Source organism: Spiroplasma endosymbiont of Acasis viretata, assembly GCF_964031275.1.
Classification (GTDB): Bacteria; Bacillota_I; Bacilli_A; order Mycoplasmatales; family VBWQ01; genus Spiroplasma_E; species Spiroplasma_E ixodetis_A.
Genome location: NZ_OZ035019.1, coordinates 234,791 through 252,663, shown reverse-complemented (window position 1 = coordinate 252,663; position 17,873 = coordinate 234,791). Strand labels below are relative to the sequence as shown.

Annotated in this window: 13 protein-coding genes and 4 pseudogenes; 5 read left to right on the top strand and 12 right to left on the bottom strand. The window is 22.3% G+C overall.

Annotated elements, in window-relative coordinates:
• The first annotated feature begins 44 nt into the window (after positions 1–44).
• A complete protein-coding gene (locus tag AAHM96_RS01385; RefSeq protein ID WP_342273682.1) occupies positions 45–467 on the top strand; it encodes a transposase family protein in 423 nt (140 codons plus the stop codon).
• 13 nt (positions 468–480) lie between these two features.
• On the opposite strand, the gene AAHM96_RS01380 is transcribed toward AAHM96_RS01385, so the two are convergent.
• Entirely contained in the window at positions 481–936 is a 456-nt protein-coding gene (locus AAHM96_RS01380) for an IS1595 family transposase (protein WP_342273370.1), read from the bottom strand.
• A 307-nt stretch (positions 937–1,243) separates the two neighbouring features.
• Between AAHM96_RS01380 and AAHM96_RS01375 the strand changes: the two genes are divergently transcribed.
• Complete coding sequence (locus AAHM96_RS01375) at positions 1,244–2,074, top strand: IS3 family transposase (protein ID WP_342273369.1); 831 nt, start codon at positions 1,244–1,246, stop codon at positions 2,072–2,074.
• 313 nt (positions 2,075–2,387) lie between these two features.
• On the opposite strand, the gene AAHM96_RS01370 is transcribed toward AAHM96_RS01375, so the two are convergent.
• Together AAHM96_RS01370 and AAHM96_RS01365 are read right to left on the bottom strand one after the other, a co-directional pair.
• Positions 2,388–4,064 (bottom strand): ankyrin repeat domain-containing protein, encoded by a 1,677-nt coding sequence (locus AAHM96_RS01370; protein WP_342273368.1) that lies wholly within the window; start codon positions 4,062–4,064, stop codon positions 2,388–2,390.
• Positions 4,065–4,139: 75 nt separating this feature from the next.
• Positions 4,140–4,850: an ankyrin repeat domain-containing protein gene (locus tag AAHM96_RS01365; RefSeq protein WP_342273367.1), complete on the bottom strand. Its 711-nt coding sequence runs from the start codon at positions 4,848–4,850 to the stop codon at positions 4,140–4,142.
• A 126-nt stretch (positions 4,851–4,976) separates the two neighbouring features.
• Here AAHM96_RS01365 and AAHM96_RS01360 point away from each other — a divergent pair.
• A pseudogene (locus tag AAHM96_RS01360) lies at positions 4,977–5,794 on the top strand (IS5 family transposase).
• Here the strand turns inward: AAHM96_RS01360 and AAHM96_RS01355 are convergent.
• The 3 genes and pseudogenes from AAHM96_RS01355 to AAHM96_RS01345 form a co-directional block, all read right to left on the bottom strand.
• Positions 5,786–6,685, bottom strand: coding sequence for an ankyrin repeat domain-containing protein (locus AAHM96_RS01355; RefSeq protein ID WP_342273366.1), 900 nt, complete (start codon positions 6,683–6,685; stop codon positions 5,786–5,788). The pseudogene AAHM96_RS01360 and the gene AAHM96_RS01355 overlap by 9 nt on opposite strands.
• A gap of 75 nt (positions 6,686–6,760) precedes the next feature.
• Positions 6,761–6,976 (bottom strand): hypothetical protein, encoded by a 216-nt coding sequence (locus AAHM96_RS01350; protein ID WP_342273363.1) that lies wholly within the window; start codon positions 6,974–6,976, stop codon positions 6,761–6,763.
• A 1,207-nt stretch (positions 6,977–8,183) separates the two neighbouring features.
• Positions 8,184–8,804: pseudogene (locus tag AAHM96_RS01345) on the bottom strand (IS256 family transposase); the annotation flags it as partial.
• A 122-nt stretch (positions 8,805–8,926) separates the two neighbouring features.
• Between AAHM96_RS01345 and AAHM96_RS01340 the strand changes: the two are divergent.
• Positions 8,927–9,904: an IS3 family transposase gene (locus AAHM96_RS01340; protein WP_342272797.1), complete on the top strand. Its 978-nt coding sequence runs from the start codon at positions 8,927–8,929 to the stop codon at positions 9,902–9,904.
• A gap of 207 nt (positions 9,905–10,111) precedes the next feature.
• On the opposite strand, the gene AAHM96_RS01335 is transcribed toward AAHM96_RS01340, so the two are convergent.
• The 4 genes and pseudogenes from AAHM96_RS01335 to AAHM96_RS01320 all read right to left on the bottom strand — a co-directional run.
• Complete coding sequence (locus AAHM96_RS01335) at positions 10,112–11,887, bottom strand: ankyrin repeat domain-containing protein (protein ID WP_342273365.1); 1,776 nt, start codon at positions 11,885–11,887, stop codon at positions 10,112–10,114.
• Positions 11,888–11,962: 75 nt separating this feature from the next.
• Positions 11,963–13,495 carry an ankyrin repeat domain-containing protein gene (locus AAHM96_RS01330; protein WP_342273364.1) on the bottom strand — a complete coding sequence of 511 codons (1,533 nt, stop codon included), beginning with the start codon at positions 13,493–13,495 and terminating at the stop codon, positions 11,963–11,965.
• A gap of 316 nt (positions 13,496–13,811) precedes the next feature.
• Positions 13,812–14,027, bottom strand: coding sequence for a hypothetical protein (locus tag AAHM96_RS01325; protein ID WP_342273363.1), 216 nt, complete (start codon positions 14,025–14,027; stop codon positions 13,812–13,814).
• Between the two features lie 1,207 nt (positions 14,028–15,234).
• Positions 15,235–15,855: pseudogene (locus AAHM96_RS01320) on the bottom strand (IS256 family transposase); the annotation flags it as partial.
• Between the two features lie 129 nt (positions 15,856–15,984).
• Between AAHM96_RS01320 and AAHM96_RS01315 the strand changes: the two are divergent.
• The gene (locus tag AAHM96_RS01315; RefSeq protein WP_342272824.1) at positions 15,985–16,962 is read left to right on the top strand and encodes an IS3 family transposase; all 978 of its coding nucleotides are present in this window, start codon (positions 15,985–15,987) and stop codon (positions 16,960–16,962) included.
• Between the two features lie 386 nt (positions 16,963–17,348).
• Here the strand turns inward: AAHM96_RS01315 and AAHM96_RS01310 are convergent.
• Together AAHM96_RS01310 and AAHM96_RS01305 are read right to left on the bottom strand one after the other, a co-directional pair.
• Positions 17,349–17,684, bottom strand: a pseudogene (locus tag AAHM96_RS01310) (transposase); the annotation flags it as partial.
• Positions 17,685–17,701: 17 nt separating this feature from the next.
• A complete protein-coding gene (locus AAHM96_RS01305) occupies positions 17,702–17,848 on the bottom strand; it encodes a transposase (protein ID WP_425288770.1) in 147 nt (48 codons plus the stop codon).
• Between the last annotated feature and the right edge of the window lie 25 nt (positions 17,849–17,873).

Below are 17,873 nucleotides of genomic sequence, written 5' to 3'. Positions count from 1 at the left end.
GATGCTACTGAAACTCCAATTGAAAGAATTAAAAAAAACTAAAATTACTTTTTTCGGGTAAAAACAAACATCATACTCTTAAATCGCAAATAATTATTGATATTTTAAATGGAAAAATTATTTCAACCGCTTTTTGTTTTGGAAGCATTCATGATTTTAAATTACTTTTAAAATCTAAAACTTTTATTCATCCAGAAAAACAAGTTTTTGTTGATTCAGGTTATCAAGGAATACAAAATATTCATAAAAATACATTTTTGCCATTTAAAAAAAGTAAATACAATAAATTAATAGCAATTCAAAAAGAATACAATAAAAATTTAAGCAAAATTAGAATTAAAATTAAACACTTATTTGCTAAACTAAAACGTTTTAAAATTTTAACTTTAAAATATCGCAATAAAATACGAAGATTTGCATTAAGATTTAATTTAATAGCAGGAATATATAATTTTGAATTACCTTAGTTTTGCACCAAGTCTAATGAACATGATGTTTTGCAACTTTGATATGTGTTTTAAATGTTCTTCTTATATGTTTTCAAACTGATTCAATTTGGTTGGTATTTACACCAATTTTTGAAACATAGCCATCTTGATGGTTAACTGTTTCATGCTTAGTGAAAACTGATTTAAAATCGCAATATCCTTTTCAAGAATCAGTATATACAAGACATTTTGAAGAAATGTGGTTTTTTGCAAACTGCAAAAGATTTTTACTCTTTGCGTTTTTCAATACTTTCACAATTAAATTATTGGTTGTTTTTTGATAAATGCCAACAATCAAGGTTTTATTCACCAAGGATCTTCCTTGTTTTTTAAAACCCATATGTGAAAGATACATTTCATCAATTTGCACTGTACCTTCAACAATAAATTGAGGTTTTTGTGCAATACGTGTTCTGATTTTATGAGTCATTCTTCAAGCAGTTTTCAAAGTCACTCCCAATTCTTTTGCAATATCTGTTGATGGAATTCCATGTTTGGTGTTTATTCATCTAAAGATAAGATAAAACCAAGATGTTAAAGATGTTTGTGACCTTGAAAATATGGTGCCTATAAGAATGCTAAATGTTTGATTACATTAAACATCTCATTCTTTTTAAATCAGAAGTATTCAAATTAAAACTAAAACACCTAATACATTTGTTTTCTTTCAAATTTGCTATATATGCAAGACATTGCTGTTCAGTTTGAAAAGCATTGTTGAATTCATTCAGTTTCATTATTCCCTCCACAAGTACATGTGGGGAGAAGTCCGAAATAAAATTCGCACAATGTGTCATTTTTTAAAACTCTCTAAATCAACATATTATTTTAATTTAAAGAAAAAAAATAAAATTCAAAATAATATTTATGAACAAGCTGTTATTAGTGCTTTTAAAGAAAATAAAGAAGTTTATGGTACTAGAAGATTAAAAGTCATACTAGCAAACCAAGAAATTTATTTATCACGCAGAAAAATTAAAGAAATTATGAATAAGCATAATTTAATATCAAAATACACTAAATTATCATTCAAAAATTATCATAATAAAGTCAATGATAGTCAAATAACCAATCTTGTTAATAGAAACTTTAATAATAGAATTAAAAATGAAGTTATTGTTAGTGATTTAACTTATGTTCAAGTTAATGGTAAATGAAACTATATTTGCCTATTAATCGACCTATTTAACCGCGAAATTATTGGACATAGTGTTGGAGTTAAAAAAGATGCATCATTAGTATATCAAGCATTTATGCAATCAAATGACTGTTTAAAAGATATTGAAATATTTCATACTGATCGCGGTAATGAATTCAATAATAAAACTATTGATAAACTTTTATTAGCTTTCAACATAACTCGATCTTTAAGCAAAAAAGGATGTCCTTATGACAATGCTGTTGCTGAAGCAACTTTTAAAACTTTCAAAATTGAATTTATTAATGATAAAAATTTTACATCATTAATCCAATTAAAATTAGAATTATTTGATTACATCAATTGATATAACAACATAAGAATTCACAGTACTCTAAACTACCTAACTCCAGTTAGTTATCAAAAACAAATGTCTACGAAAAAATAGTCCTAAAAAGGATTGCCATTCCAAACTCATTTATTTTAAAATAAAATAATGAGTTAAAAACTTATATTAAGTTTAATTAAATTATACAAAAAAAGTTTCTATATTAAAAATAGAAACTAAAGTTTTAGGGGTTATTTGGAATTTTTGAATTTATGTTTATTTAAATTTTATATTCATTTTTTATAATTATTTTGTTCTATACAAAAATAAGAACAATTTAATTATAACACTTATTTATGTTAAATATTTTTTAAAAAAAACAAAATTGCTAAATAAACTGCACAATTGTGCAGTTTTGAAGTAATTATTATATTTACATTTTTTGTGATTTACTACTAGAACTTTGAGTTTTACTTGTTGAGGGTTGATTTTGTAAATTTATAGCATTTATCTCCTCTTTTTCAAATATTAACTTAGGTAATTTTGATTTTGTTGAATTAGTTAATTCTTTTTTTAAAAACTTTCTTTTGATATTTTTCTTAAAATTCAATTGTTTGAATAATAATTGACTTATTTCTGAACTAATATTGTATTTTTTTAATAACACATTTAAAGTAGTAAACTCTCCAATATCTTTAATATTTAGATCTGCACCTTTTTCAAGTAATAATTTAATCATGTCAAAATTATTTGTATATATAGAAAGATGTAAAGGAGTAGCCAAACTTTTCTCTTGTGCATTAATATCAGCATCATTTTCAAGAAGTAATTTTACTATTTCAATATTATTACATTCTATAGCTCAATGTAAAGGTGTAGATCCATTTATATCTTGTTCATTAATATCAGCATCATTTTCAAGAAGTAATTTTACTATTTCAATATTATTATTGTTTACTGCATAATATAAAGGTGAACAAAAAGTTTCTTTATCTTCAATATTAGAATCAATTTTAAAATTTTCATTTAATCACTTAAATGACAATATATCATTATATTTTGAAAAATAAATTAAAAGTATATCAATATATTTTTTTTCATTATAATCATTAATAATTTTTTTTATTAATATTTCTTTAATAATTTCAATTTTATTGTTCTTAAAAAGAACATCTAAAATAGTATTATTACCATATTTATTTTGTATATTAATATCAGCATCATTTTCAAGAAGTAATTTTACTATTTCAATATTGTTATTAAAATTTGATACAGCAATTTGTAAAGGAGTTCCTCCAACATCTTTAATATTTGGATCTGCACCTTTTTCAAGTAATAATTTAGCTATTTCAAAATAACCATTATCTACTGCATAATGTAAAGGAAAACCTGTAGGAATACTAGTAGTTTCTTTTGTGTTTTTTACATATAATTCATTATTAAGAAATTTTTCATCAAATAGTAATCTTAAATTTATTTTTTGATTTAAATTGTTTGTTGTTAATAATTTATCTTCTATTTTTTTTAAGAAATTTTGGTATTGTTTTTCTTTGTATTTTTTAAATAAATTTAATTTTCCTCAAATACTAGTAGATAAAGTATCACCAGCACTTGCTAATGTAAAGCTATTAATAAATTTAGCATGAATATCTTTTTTAAAATAAGTACCATCACCACCTTTTCCATAATAAGTTTTGGTGATATTTAAATTTAAATTAGTCAAATCAATGGCATACAAAAATCATTTTTTGTTACTTGATTTATTTGCAAAAGATCAATTAAATTTATCAATTACTACATTATTTCCACTAATATCAATACCTGTCTCTTCTCACATTTCTTTTACAACAGTTGTATAATAATCCATAGTTTCAAGTCCACCAGTAATTGTACTATACTGACTGATTTTAGATATTTCATGAGCTGGGTTTTTTTCATTATGAATTTGTAAAAAATAATACTCATTGTCTTTTAAAACATAGGGTAAAATAGCAACTCCTTGGTTGTTACATCAAGGTTCTTCTACATGAATAAAACCATTTTTTATTGTTTTTTTTACTTGAATATATTTAGAATCAAACAATACTTCTTCGTCATTTATATTTAACATAATTTATTTTCCCCTTTTTTAATTTTTATTATATAAAATTAATTATAATATGTTGTAATTACAACCTCTTATTTTTTACATTTTTTGTGATTTACTACTAGAACTTTGAGTTTTACTTGTTGAGGGTTGATTTTGTAAATTTATAGCATTTATCTCCTCTTTTTCAAATATTAACTTAGGTAATTTTGATTTTGTTGAATTAGTTAATTCTTTTTTTAAAAACTTTCTTTTGATATTTTTCTTAAAATTCACTTGTTTGAATAATAATTGACTTATTTCTGAACTAATATTGTATTTTTTTAATAACACATTTAAAGTAGTAAACTCTCCAATATCTTTAATATTTAGATCTGCACCTTTTTCAAGTAATAATTTAATCATATCAAAATTATTTGTATATATAGAAAGATGTAAAGGAGTAGCCAAACTTTTCTCTTGTGCATTAATATCAGCATCATTTTCAAGAAGTAATTTTACTATTTCAATATTATTACATTCTATAGCTCAATGTAAAGGTGCACATCCATTTATATCTTGTGCATTAATATCAGCATCATTTTCAAGAAGTAATTTTACTATTTCAATATTATTACATTCTATAGCTCAATGTAAAGGTGTAGATCCATTTATATCTTGTTCATTAATATCAGCATCATTTTCAAGAAGTAATTTTACTATTTCAATATTATTATTGTTTACTGCATAATATAAAGGTGAACAAAAAGTTTCTTTATCTTCAATATTAGAATCAATTTTAAAATTTTCATTTAATCACTTAAATGACAATATATCATTATATTTTGAAAAATAAATTAAAAGTATATCAATATATTTTTTTTCATTAGACTTGGTGCAAAACCTTTAATTTTAATAATTTAACGGTTATTATTAATATCAAAGGTGATAATTATTATGTTAAAAAAATACAAAGATGAACAAGAATTTTATAGTTTAGTGGGAATAAAACTACAAACATTTCAAAAAATGGTTGAAATTTTAAAAAAAGCTGAAGCAATTAAAAAAGCAGTTGGTGGTAAACCTAATAAATTATCAATAGAAAATCGTTTATTAATGACATTAGAATACTGAAAAGAGTATAGTAGTTATAGAGTTATTGCAAAAAGATATAATATTAGTCATACTAGCTGCATTCGTAATATTTTTTGAATTGAAAATACTTTAATAAAAAGTGGAATTTTTAATTTATCTGGCAAAAAAGATTTAATCAAAAATAAAGGAATCAATAATACTTTACTAGCTATTGATGCTACTGAAACTCCAATTGAAAGAATTAAAAAAAACTAAAATTACTTTTTTCGGGTAAAAACAAACATCATACTCTTAAATCGCAAATAATTATTGATATTTTAAATGGAAAAATTATTTCAACCGCTTTTTGTTTTGGAAGCATTCATGATTTTAAATTACTTTTAAAATCTAAAACTTTTATTCATCCAGAAAAACAAGTTTTTGTTGATTCAGGTTATCAAGGAATACAAAATATTCATAAAAATACATTTTTGCCATTTAAAAAAAGTAAATACAATAAATTAATACCAATTCAAAAAGAATACAATAAAACTTTAAGCAAAATTAGAATTAAAATTAAACACGTATTTGCTAAACTAAAACGTTTTAAAATTTTAACTTTAAAATATCGCAATAAAATACGAAGATTTGCATTAAGATTTAATTTAATAGCAGGAATATATAATTTTGAATTACCTTAGTTTTGCACCAAGTCTATTATAATCATTAATAATTTTTTTACCATATTTATTTTGTATATTAATATCAGCATCATTTTCAAGAAGTAATTTTACTATTTCAATATTGTTATTAAAATTTGATACAGCAATTTGTAAAGGAGTTCCTCCAACATCTTTAATATTTGGATCTGCACCTTTTTCAAGTAATAATTTAGCTATTTCAAAATAACCATTATCTACTCCATAATGTAAAGGAAAACCTGTACGAATACTAGTAGTTTCTTTTGTGTTTTTTACATATAATTCATTATTAAGAAATTTTTCATCAAATAGTAATCTTAAATTTATTTTTTGATTTAAATTGTTTATTGTTAATAATTTATCTTCTATTTTTTTTAAGAAATTTTGGTATTGTTTTTCTTTGTATTTTTTAAATAAATTTAATTTTCCTCAAATACTAGTAGATAAAGTATCACCACCTTTTCCATAATAAGTTTTGGTGATATTTAAATTTAAATTAGTCAAATCAATGGCATACAAAAATCATTTTTTGTTACTTGATTTATTTGCAAAAGATCAATTAAATTTATCAATTACTACATTATTTCCACTAATATCAATACCTGTCTCTTCTCACATTTCTTTTACAACAGTTGTATAATAATCCATAGTTTCAAGTCCACCAGTAATTGTACTATACTGACTGATTTTAGATATTTCATGAGCTGGGTTTTTTTCATTATGAATTTGTAAAAAATAATACTCATTGTCTTTTAAAACATAGGGTAAAATAGCAACTCCTTGGTTGTTACATCAAGGTTCTTCTACATGAATAAAACCATTTTTTATTGTTTTTTTTACTTGAATATATTTAGAATCAAACAATACTTCTTCGTCATTTATATTTAACATAATTTATTTTCCCCTTTTTTAATTTTTATTATATAAAATTAATTATAATATGTTGTAATTACAACCTCTTATTTTTTACATTTTTTGTGATTTACTACTAGAACTTTGAGTTTTAGTTATTGAAGTTTCACTGTTTACTTTTGGTTTATCTTTTTCAAATCCAAGAGCATTAGCAACTCTTTCTCTTCTTTCGCGTTCGTTTTTTTCTCCTCAAGCTTTGTTTGTTTCTCTAGCTCTTTTATTATATTCATCTTTTTCGGCTTGACTTCAATCATTACATGATTTTCACATATTACATCTCCTTTTATTATTTTTGAATATTTTTTTCTATACTTAAAATATCAAAGAAAATTATATATTTTTAAAACAAAAAATGTGTAATAAATAATAAAAAATCACTATTTTTTTAAAAAATAGTGATTTGAAATAAAATAAACTATAACATGGAATTTGAATGATATATTGTACTTGTTGAAGGTTGTGGGTCTTGATGATTTACTGTATTTCGAATAAATGAATCAAAATTTTGATTATTTTCTGATTCAATATTTAGATTTTCAGAAATGTTATTTGGGTTATGATTTAATATATATTTTAAAAATTTAACTGAAAATAAAATAAACATAATGATTAAAAAACATATAATTGAAAAATTTATCAATTAAATATTAAAGTTAATAAGTTCATTTATTCCTAATAATTTAATAATTAAGTTTATTAAAAAAATATAGAATTTGATATTAAATTATCAATTCAATTGACAAAACTTTCAAACATTATTAATGACTTTGCTATACCTAAAAAATTTCCTTTTACTTTAAAATATATTAATGATTTACCCAATAAACCTATACAATAAATTATTAACTTAAAACAAAATGTTGATAAAATATAATTTTTAATTTTGTCAGTCAAATTTCAAAACATTATTAATTTCCCCATTCTTTACTAACCAAAAGTTATTCATAATTATATATGAATAAAGTTATAAATTAAATATTTGGAATTTGAAAGTTGCTAGTTTTCATTTGTAAATTTTAATTCATTGCAATGGAATTTAATTAAATTATTGATGAAGAACTACATTTAAAATAAAAAAATTCCTATATTAAAAATAGGAACTAAAATTTTTAGGAGTTATTTGGAATTTATGTTTATGTTTAAATTATATTCATTTTTTAAAATTATTTGTTCTATAAAAAATAAGAACAATTTAATTATAACACTTTTATTTTATATTTTAACACTTATTTACGTTAAATATTTTAATTAAAAATTAAAAAAGAAAAAAATAACGGACTTCTCCCCACATTTTTAAATCAAACATAGCATTACAGTTTCAAAACTAGGTATCTTGTTGAATTTATATGCAGCTTCTTTAGCATATAAATGAACATGATGTTTTGCAACTTTGATATGTGTTTTAAATGTTCTTCTTAGAACCTGTTTAAAATCTTTTCAATAAAATTGAAATAAAGGCAAGTGGCAAGTGGCTATTTTCAATTGCTAAATAAAATATTTTAAAAACTGCCATATCATTAGGAAAAACTTTTTTATTTCTGATAACTTTTCGTAATTGACTATTTACAGATTCAATAGCATTTGTTGTATAAATGACTCTTTTGATTTCTGCAGGATAACTAATAAAAACCATTAAATTATCTCAATTTTTATATCAAGATTTAGCAATTTGAGGATATTGTTTATTTCACTTATTTTCAAAGGATTCTAAAGCCTGCATTGCTTGTTCTTCACTACATGCAGTATAAATTGGTTTTAAATCTGCAACTAGAGATTTTCTATGCTTATATGAGACATATTTCAAACTATTTCTAATTTGATGAACTATGCATAATTGATGTTCTGTTTTAAGATAAACTGATTGTATTGCTTCTGACATGCCTGTTAAATTATCACTGTAGGCAATAAGAATATCATTTAAGCCACGATTTTTCATTTCTGTTAAATTTGCTAATCAAAATTTAGCACCTTCATTTTCACTAATTCATAAACCTAAAAAATCTTTTTTACCTTCTAAATCAACTCCTAAAGCTATATAAACTGATTTATTAATAATCCTTTTATCTTGTCGTACTTTCACTACTATGCAATCAAAATGCCACTTGCCACTTGCCACTTAGCCCTTTTTACTAGACCATTAATTTAAAAAACCTGAATGTATTCTAAAAACAATTGTGTTATATAATTAACACTAATTTTAACCTGAAAGGATTTTTATTAATGGATAAAATTAAACAAATAGCATTAGTAATTAACAAATTAAATATCAAAGAAAAAATTAAAATTATTGATGATTGTAAAAATCAATATTCAATTAGAAACCTATGTCAATATCTTCAATTAAACAGATCAACATATTACTTTTTAAAAAATAAACAAAAACCTATTAAAAAAGAAGAAAATCATATTATTAAATGCAATCATAAATATCAAAAAATATGCCAACTTTTAATCGAATTTCATTCTACAAGAAAAGGCAGAATTTATGGATATTTAAGAATTTTTTCAGCTTTTAAAGAGTGATTAAAACAAGAAAAAAATATCATTTTAAATATAGAATTATCAATAAAACAAATGCGAAAAATTATGAAAGAACACAATATTCAAGGATTAAAACAAACTAAAAATAACTATCCTAAAAACAAAAAAAATCCAAATAAGTGAATACCTACAATGGATAAAGTAAACAAAGATTATAAAAGTACAACCTCTTCAAATCAAATTTGATCAATGGACACTAAACAAATAAATACTAAAGAAGGATGATTATATCTTTTTGTAATTATTGATTTTTATTCAAATAATGTTGTTAGTTATAATATTGCTCCTAATAAATCATATCAGGATTTAATTCTTCCTGCTCTTGAAAAAATCAACAAACAATTTTCTTGAAATCAAATAAAAAATGTTATTTTACATTCAGATAACGCCAACGAATTTTATTGTCAAGATATCACAAAATGAGCAGAGGATAAACAAATAATTTTAAGCAAAAAACAACCTTATGATATTGGTGGTAATGTATTATCTGAAAACTGATTTTCTCATTTATCTCAAGAATGACTACCTAAAGGATCAAATCAATATTTATCCATCAATGAAGCTATAAATGATGTAAATCAATATGTTATGTTTTATAATTATGAAAGAATACATTCTAAATTTCTAAAACCACCAATTTTACAAATTAAAATTTAGAATTTTATATCAAAAATGGTCCAGTAATTAAGGGCCAACCACCAGGGCCAACCACCAAATTTTATATTCATTTTTTATAATTATTTTGTTCTATACAAAAATAAGAACAATTTAATTATAACACTTATTTATGTTAAATATTTTTTAAAAAAAACAAAATTGCTAAATAAACTGCACAATTGTGCAGTTTTGAAGTAATTATTATATTTACATTTTTTGTGATTTACTACTAGAACTTTGAGTTTTACTTGTTGAGGGTTGATTTTGTAAATTTATAGCATTTATCTCCTCTTTTTCAAATATTAACTTAGGTAATTTTGATTTTGTTGAATTAGTTAATTCTTTTTTTAAAAACTTTCTTTTGATATTTTTCTTAAAATTCAATTGTTTGAATAATAATTGACTTATTTCTGAACTAATATTGTATTTTTTTAATAACACATTTAAAGTAGTAAACTCTCCAATATCTTTAATATTTAGATCTGCACCTTTTTCAAGTAATAATTTAATCATGTCAAAATTATTTGTATATATAGAAAGATGTAAAGGAGTAGCCAAACTTTTCTCTTGTGCATTAATATCAGCATCATTTTCAAGAAGTAATTTTACTATTTCAATATTATTACATTCTATAGCTCAATGTAAAGGTGCACATCCATTTATATCTTGTTCATTAATATCAGCATCATTTTCAAGAAGTAATTTTACTATTTCAATATTATTACATTCTATAGCTCAATGTAAAGGTGTAGATCCATTTATATCTTGTTCATTAATATCAGCATCATTTTCAAGAAGTAATTTTACTATTTCAATATTATTATTGTTTACTGCATAATATAAAGGTGAACAAAAAGTTTCTTTATCTTCAATATTAGAATCAATTTTAAAATTTTCATTTAATCACTTAAATGACAATATATCATTATATTTTGAAAAATAAATTAAAAGTATATCAATATATTTTTTTTCATTATAATCATTAATAATTTTTTTTATTAATATTTCTTTAATAATTTCAATTTTATTGTTCTTAAAAAGAACATCTAAAATAGTATTATTACCATATTTATTTTGTATATTAATATCAGCATCATTTTCAAGAAGTAATTTTACTATTTCAATATTGTTATTAAAATTTGATACAGCAATTTGTAAAGGAGTTCCTCCAACATCTTTAATATTTGGATCTGCACCTTTTTCAAGTAATAATTTAGCTATTTCAAAATAACCATTATCTACTGCATAATGTAAAGGAAAACCTGTAGGAATACTAGTAGTTTCTTTTGTGTTTTTTACATATAATTCATTATTAAGAAATTTTTCATCAAATAGTAATCTTAAATTTATTTTTTGATTTAAATTGTTTGTTGTTAATAATTTATCTTCTATTTTTTTTAAGAAATTTTGGTATTGTTTTTCTTTGTATTTTTTAAATAAATTTAATTTTCCTCAAATACTAGTAGATAAAATATCACCAGTACTTACTAATGTAAAGCTATTAATAAATTTAGCATGAATATCTTTTTCAAAATAAGTACCATCACCACCTTTTCCATAATAAGTTTTGGTGATATTTAAATTTAAATTAGTCAAATCAATGGCATACAAAAATCATTTTTTGTTACTTGATTTATTTGCAAAAGATCAATTAAATTTATCAATTACTACATTATTTCCACTAATATCAATACCTGTCTCTTCTCACATTTCTTTTACAACAGTTGTATAATAATCCATAGTTTCAAGTCCACCAGTAATTGTACTATACTGACTGATTTTAGATATTTCATGAGCTGGGTTTTTTTCATTATGAATTTGTAAAAAATAATACTCATTGTCTTTTAAAACATAGGGTAAAATAGCAACTCCTTGGTTGTTACATCAAGGTTCTTCTACATGAATAAAACCATTTTTTATTGTTTTTTTTACTTGAATATATTTAGAATCAAACAATACTTCTTCGTCATTTATATTTAACATAATTTATTTTCCCCTTTTTTAATTTTTATTATATAAAATTAATTATAATATGTTGTAATTACAACCTCTTATTTTTTACATTTTTTGTGATTTACTACTAGAACTTTGAGTTTTACTTGTTGAGGGTTGATTTTGTAAATTTATAGCATTTATCTCCTCTTTTTCAAATATTAACTTAGGTAATTTTGATTTTGTTGAATTAGTTAATTCTTTTTTTAAAAACTTTCTTTTGATATTTTTCTTAAAATTCAATTGTTTGAATAATAATTGACTTATTTCTGAACTAATATTGTATTTTTTTAATAACACATTTAAAGTAGTAAACTCTCCAATATCTTTAATATTTAGATCTGCACCTTTTTCAAGTAATAATTTAATCATGTCAAAATTATTTGTATATATAGAAAGATGTAAAGGAGTAGCCAAACTTTTCTCTTGTGCATTAATATCAGCATCATTTTCAAGAAGTAATTTTACTATTTCAATATTATTACATTCTATAGCTCAATGTAAAGGTGCACATCCATTTATATCTTGTTCATTAATATCAGCATCATTTTCAAGAAGTAATTTTACTATTTCAATATTATTACATTCTATAGCTCAATGTAAAGGTGTAGATCCATTTATATCTTGTTCATTAATATCAGCATCATTTTCAAGAAGTAATTTTACTATTTCAATATTATTATTGTTTACTGCATAATATAAAGGTGAACAAAAAGTTTCTTTATCTTCAATATTAGAATCAATTTTAAAATTTTCATTTAATCACTTAAATGACAATATATCATTATATTTTGAAAAATAAATTAAAAGTATATCAATATATTTTTTTTCATTATAATCATTAATAATTTTTTTTATTAATATTTCTTTAATAATTTCAATTTTATTGTTCTTAAAAAGAACATCTAAAATAGTATTATTACCATATTTATTTTGTATATTAATATCAGCATCATTTTCAAGAAGTAATTTTACTATTTCAATATTGTTATTAAAATTTGATACAGCAATTTGTAAAGGAGTTCCTCCAACATCTTTAATATTTGGATCTGCACCTTTTTCAAGTAATAATTTAGCTATTTCAAAATAACCATTATCTACTCCATAATGTAAAGGAAAACCTGTACGAATACTAGTAGTTTCTTTTGTGTTTTTTACATATAATTCATTATTAAGAAATTTTTCATCAAATAGTAATCTTAAATTTATTTTTTGATTTAAATTGTTTATTGTTAATAATTTATCTTCTATTTTTTTTAAGAAATTTTGGTATTGTTTTTCTTTGTATTTTTTAAATAAATTTAATTTTCCTCAAATACTAGTAGATAAAGTATCACCAGCACTTGCTAATGTAAAGCTATTAATAAATTTAGCATGAATATCTTTTTCAAAATAAGTACCATCACCACCTTTTCCATAATAAGTTTTGGTAATATTTAAATTTAAATTAGTCAAATCAATGGCATACAAAAATCATTTTTTGTTACTTGATTTATTTGCAAAAGATCAATTAAATTTATCAATTACTACATTATTTCCACTAATATCAATACCTGTCTCTTCTCACATTTCTTTTACAACAGTTGTATAATAATCCATAGTTTCAAGTCCACCAGTAATTGTACTATACTGACTGATTTTAGATATTTCATGAGCTGGGTTTTTTTCATTATGAATTTGTAAAAATAATACTCATTGTCTTTTAAAACATAGAGTAAAATAGCAACTCCTTGGTTGTTACATCAAGGTTCTTCTACATGAATAAAACCATTTTTTATTGTTTTTTTACTTGAATATATTTAGAATCAAACAATACTTCTTCGTCATTTATATTTAACATAATTTATTTTCCCCTTTTTTAATTTTTATTATATAAAATTAATTATAATATGTTGTAATTACAACCTCTTATTTTTTACATTTTTTGTGATTTACTACTAGAACTTTGAGTTTTAGTTATTGAAGTTTCACTGTTTACTTTTGGTTTATCTTTTTCAAATCCAAGAGCATTAGCAACTCTTTCTCTTCTTTCGCGTTCGTTTTTTTCTCCTCAAGCTTTGTTTGTTTCTCTAGCTCTTTTATTATATTCATCTTTTTCGGCTTGACTTCAATCATTACATGATTTTCACATATTACATCTCCTTTTATTATTTTTGAATATTTTTTTCTATACTTAAAATATCAAAGAAAATTATATATTTTTAAAACAAAAAATGTGTAATAAATAATAAAAAATCACTATTTTTTTAAAAAATAGTGATTTGAAATAAAATAAACTATAACATGGAATTTGAATGATATATTGTACTTGTTGAAGGTTGTGGGTCTTGATGATTTACTGTATTTCGAATAAATGAATCAAAATTTTGATTATTTTCTGATTCAATATTTAGATTTTCAGAAATGTTATTTGGGTTATGATTTAATATATATTTTAAAAATTTAACTGAAAATAAAATAAACATAATGATTAAAAAACATATAATTGAAAAATTTATCAATTCAATATTAAAGTTAATAAGTTCATTTATTCCTAATAATTTAATAATTAAGTTTATTAAAAAAATATAGAATTTGATATTAAATTATCAATTCAATTGACAAAACTTTCAAACATTATTAATGACTTTGCTATACCTAAAAAATTTCCTTTTACTTTAAAATATATTAATGATTTACCCAATAAACCTATACAATAAATTATTAACTTAAAACAAAATGTTGATAAAATATAATTTTTAATTTTGTCAGTCAAATTTCAAAACATTATTAATTTCCCCATTCTTTACTAACCAAAAGTTATTCATAATTATATATGAATAAAGTTATAAATTAAATATTTGGAATTTGAAAGTTGCTAGTTTTCATTTGTAAATTTTAATTCATTGCAATGGAATTTAATTAAATTATTGATGAAGAACTACATTTAAAATAAAAAAATTCCTATATTAAAAATAGGAACTAAAATTTTTAGGAGTTATTTGGAATTTATGTTTATGTTTAAATTATATTCATTTTTTAAAATTATTTGTTCTATAAAAAATAAGAACAATTTAATTATAACACTTTTATTTTATATTTTAACACTTATTTACGTTAAATATTTTAATTAAAAATTAAAAAAGAAAAAAATAACGGACTTCTCCCCACATTTTTAAATCAAACATAGCATTACAGTTTCAAAACTAGGTATCTTGTTGAATTTATATGCAGCTTCTTTAGCATATAAATGAACATGATGTTTTGCAACTTTGATATGTGTTTTAAATGTTCTTCTTAGAACCTGTTTAAAATCTTTTCAATAAAATTGAAATAAAGGCAAGTGGCAAGTGGCTATTTTCAATTGCTAAGTAAAATATTTTGAAAACTGCCATATCATTTGGAAAAACTTTTTTATTTCTGATGACTTTTCGTAATTGACTATTTACAGATTCAATAGCATTTGTTGTATAAATGACTCTTTTGATTTCTGCAGGATAACTAATAAAAACCATTAAATTATCTCAATTTTTATATCAAGATTTAGCAATTTGAGGATATTGTTTATTTCACTTATTTTCAAAGGATTCTAAAGCCTGCATTGCTTGTTCTTCACTACATGCAGTATAAATTGGTTTTAAATCTGCAACTAGAGATTTTCTATGCTTATATGAGAGATATTTCAAACTATTTCTAATTTGATGAACTATGCATAATTGATGTTCTGTTTTAAGATAAACTGATTGTATTGCTTCTGACATGCCTGTTAAATTATCACTGTAGGCAATAAGAATATCATTTAAGTCACGATTTTTCATTTCTGTTAAATTTGCTAATCAAAATTTAGCAACTTCATTTTCACTAATTCATAAACCTAAAAAATCTTTTTTACCTTCTAAATCAACTCCTAAAGCTATATAAACTGATTTATTAATAATCCTTTTATCTTGTCGTACTTTCACTACTATGCAATCAAAATGCCACTTGCCACTTGCCACTTGCCACTTAGCCCTTTTTACTAGACCATTAATTTAAAAAACCTGAATGTATTCTAAAAACAATTGTGTTATATAATTAACACTAATTTTAACCTGAAAGGATTTTTATTAATGGATAAAATTAAACAAATAGCATTAGTAATTAACAAATTAAATATCAAAGAAAAAATTAAAATTATTGATGATTGTAAAAATCAATATTCAATTAGAAACCTATGTCAATATCTTCAATTAAACAGATCAACATATTACTTTTTAAAAAATAAACAAAAACCTATTAAAAAAGAAGAAAATCATATTATTAAATGCAATCATAAATATCAAAAAATATGCCAACTTTTAATCGAATTTCATTCTACAAGAAAAGGCAGAATTTATGGATATTTAAGAATTTTTTCAGCTTTTAAAGAGTGATTAAAACAAGAAAAAAATATCATTTTAAATATAGAATTATCAATAAAACAAATGCGAAAAATTATGAAAGAACACAATATTCAAGGATTAAAACAAACTAAAAATAACTATCCTAAAAACAAAAAAAATCCAAATAAGTGAATACCTACAATGGATAAAGTAAACAAAGATTATAAAAGTACAACCTCTTCAAATCAAATTTGATCAATGGACACTAAACAAATAAATACTAAAGAAGGATGATTATATCTTTTTGTAATTATTGATTTTTATTCAAATAATGTTGTTAGTTATAATATTGCTCCTAATAAATCATATCAGGATTTAATTCTTCCTGCTCTTGAAAAAATCAACAAACAATTTTCTTGAAATCAAGTAAAAAATGTTATTTTACATTCAGATAACGCCAACGAATTTTATTGTCACGATATCACAAAATGAGCAGAGGATAAACAAATAATTTTAAGCAAAAAACAACCTTATGATATTGGTGGTAATGTATTATCTGAAAACTGATTTTCTCATTTATCTCAAGAATGACTACCTAAAGGATCAAATCAATATTTATCCATCAATGAAGCTATAAATGATGTAAATCAATATGTTATGTTTTATAATTATGAAAGAATACATTCTAAATTTCTAAAACCACCAATTTTACAAATTAAAATTTAGAATTTTATATCAAAAATGGTCCAGTAATTAAGGGCCAACCACCTAAGGGCCAACCACCTTTTACATTCAGATAACGCCAACGAATTTTATTGTCAAGATATCACAAAATGAGCAGAGGATAAACAAATAATTTTAAGCAAAAAACAACCTTATGATATTGGTGGTAATGTATTATCTGAAAACTGATTTTCTCATTTATCTCAAGAATGACTACCTAAAGGATCAAATCAATATTTATCCATCAATGAAGCTATAAATGATGTAAATCAATATGTTATGTTTTATAATTATGAAAGAATACATTCTAAATTTCTAAAACCACCAATTTTACAAATTAAAATTTAGAATTTTATATCAAAAATGGTCCAGTAATTAAGGGCCAACCACCAATAAACAATCGGATAGACACTTTCTAATGGTCGATTTTGCCATCCTTTTACATCATCAATAACATCATCAGTAATTTGGCTAATAACACTTTCACTAATATCAGCACCATGATATAACTCTTGTAATTGCATTCTAATATCTGATAATGTCATACCTTTTGCATATAAAGAAAGAACTTGTTGATCAAAACCATCAAATCTTCTTTGCCTTTTAGGAACTATTACAGGATTAAAATTACTATTGCGATCTCGTGGTACATCAATCTCAATTTTACCTTGTTGAGTTATTAATTTTTTTGAACTTATACCATTACGAGCATTGTCACTATTACTATAGACTTGGTGCAAAACTAAGGTAATTCAAAATTATATATTTCTGCTATTAAATTAAATCTTAATGCAAATCTTCGTATTTTATTGCGATATTTTAAAGTTAAAATTTTAAAACGTTTTAGTTTAGCAAATACGTGTTCAATTTTAATTCTAATTTTGCTTAAAGTTTTATTAGACTTGGTGCAAAAC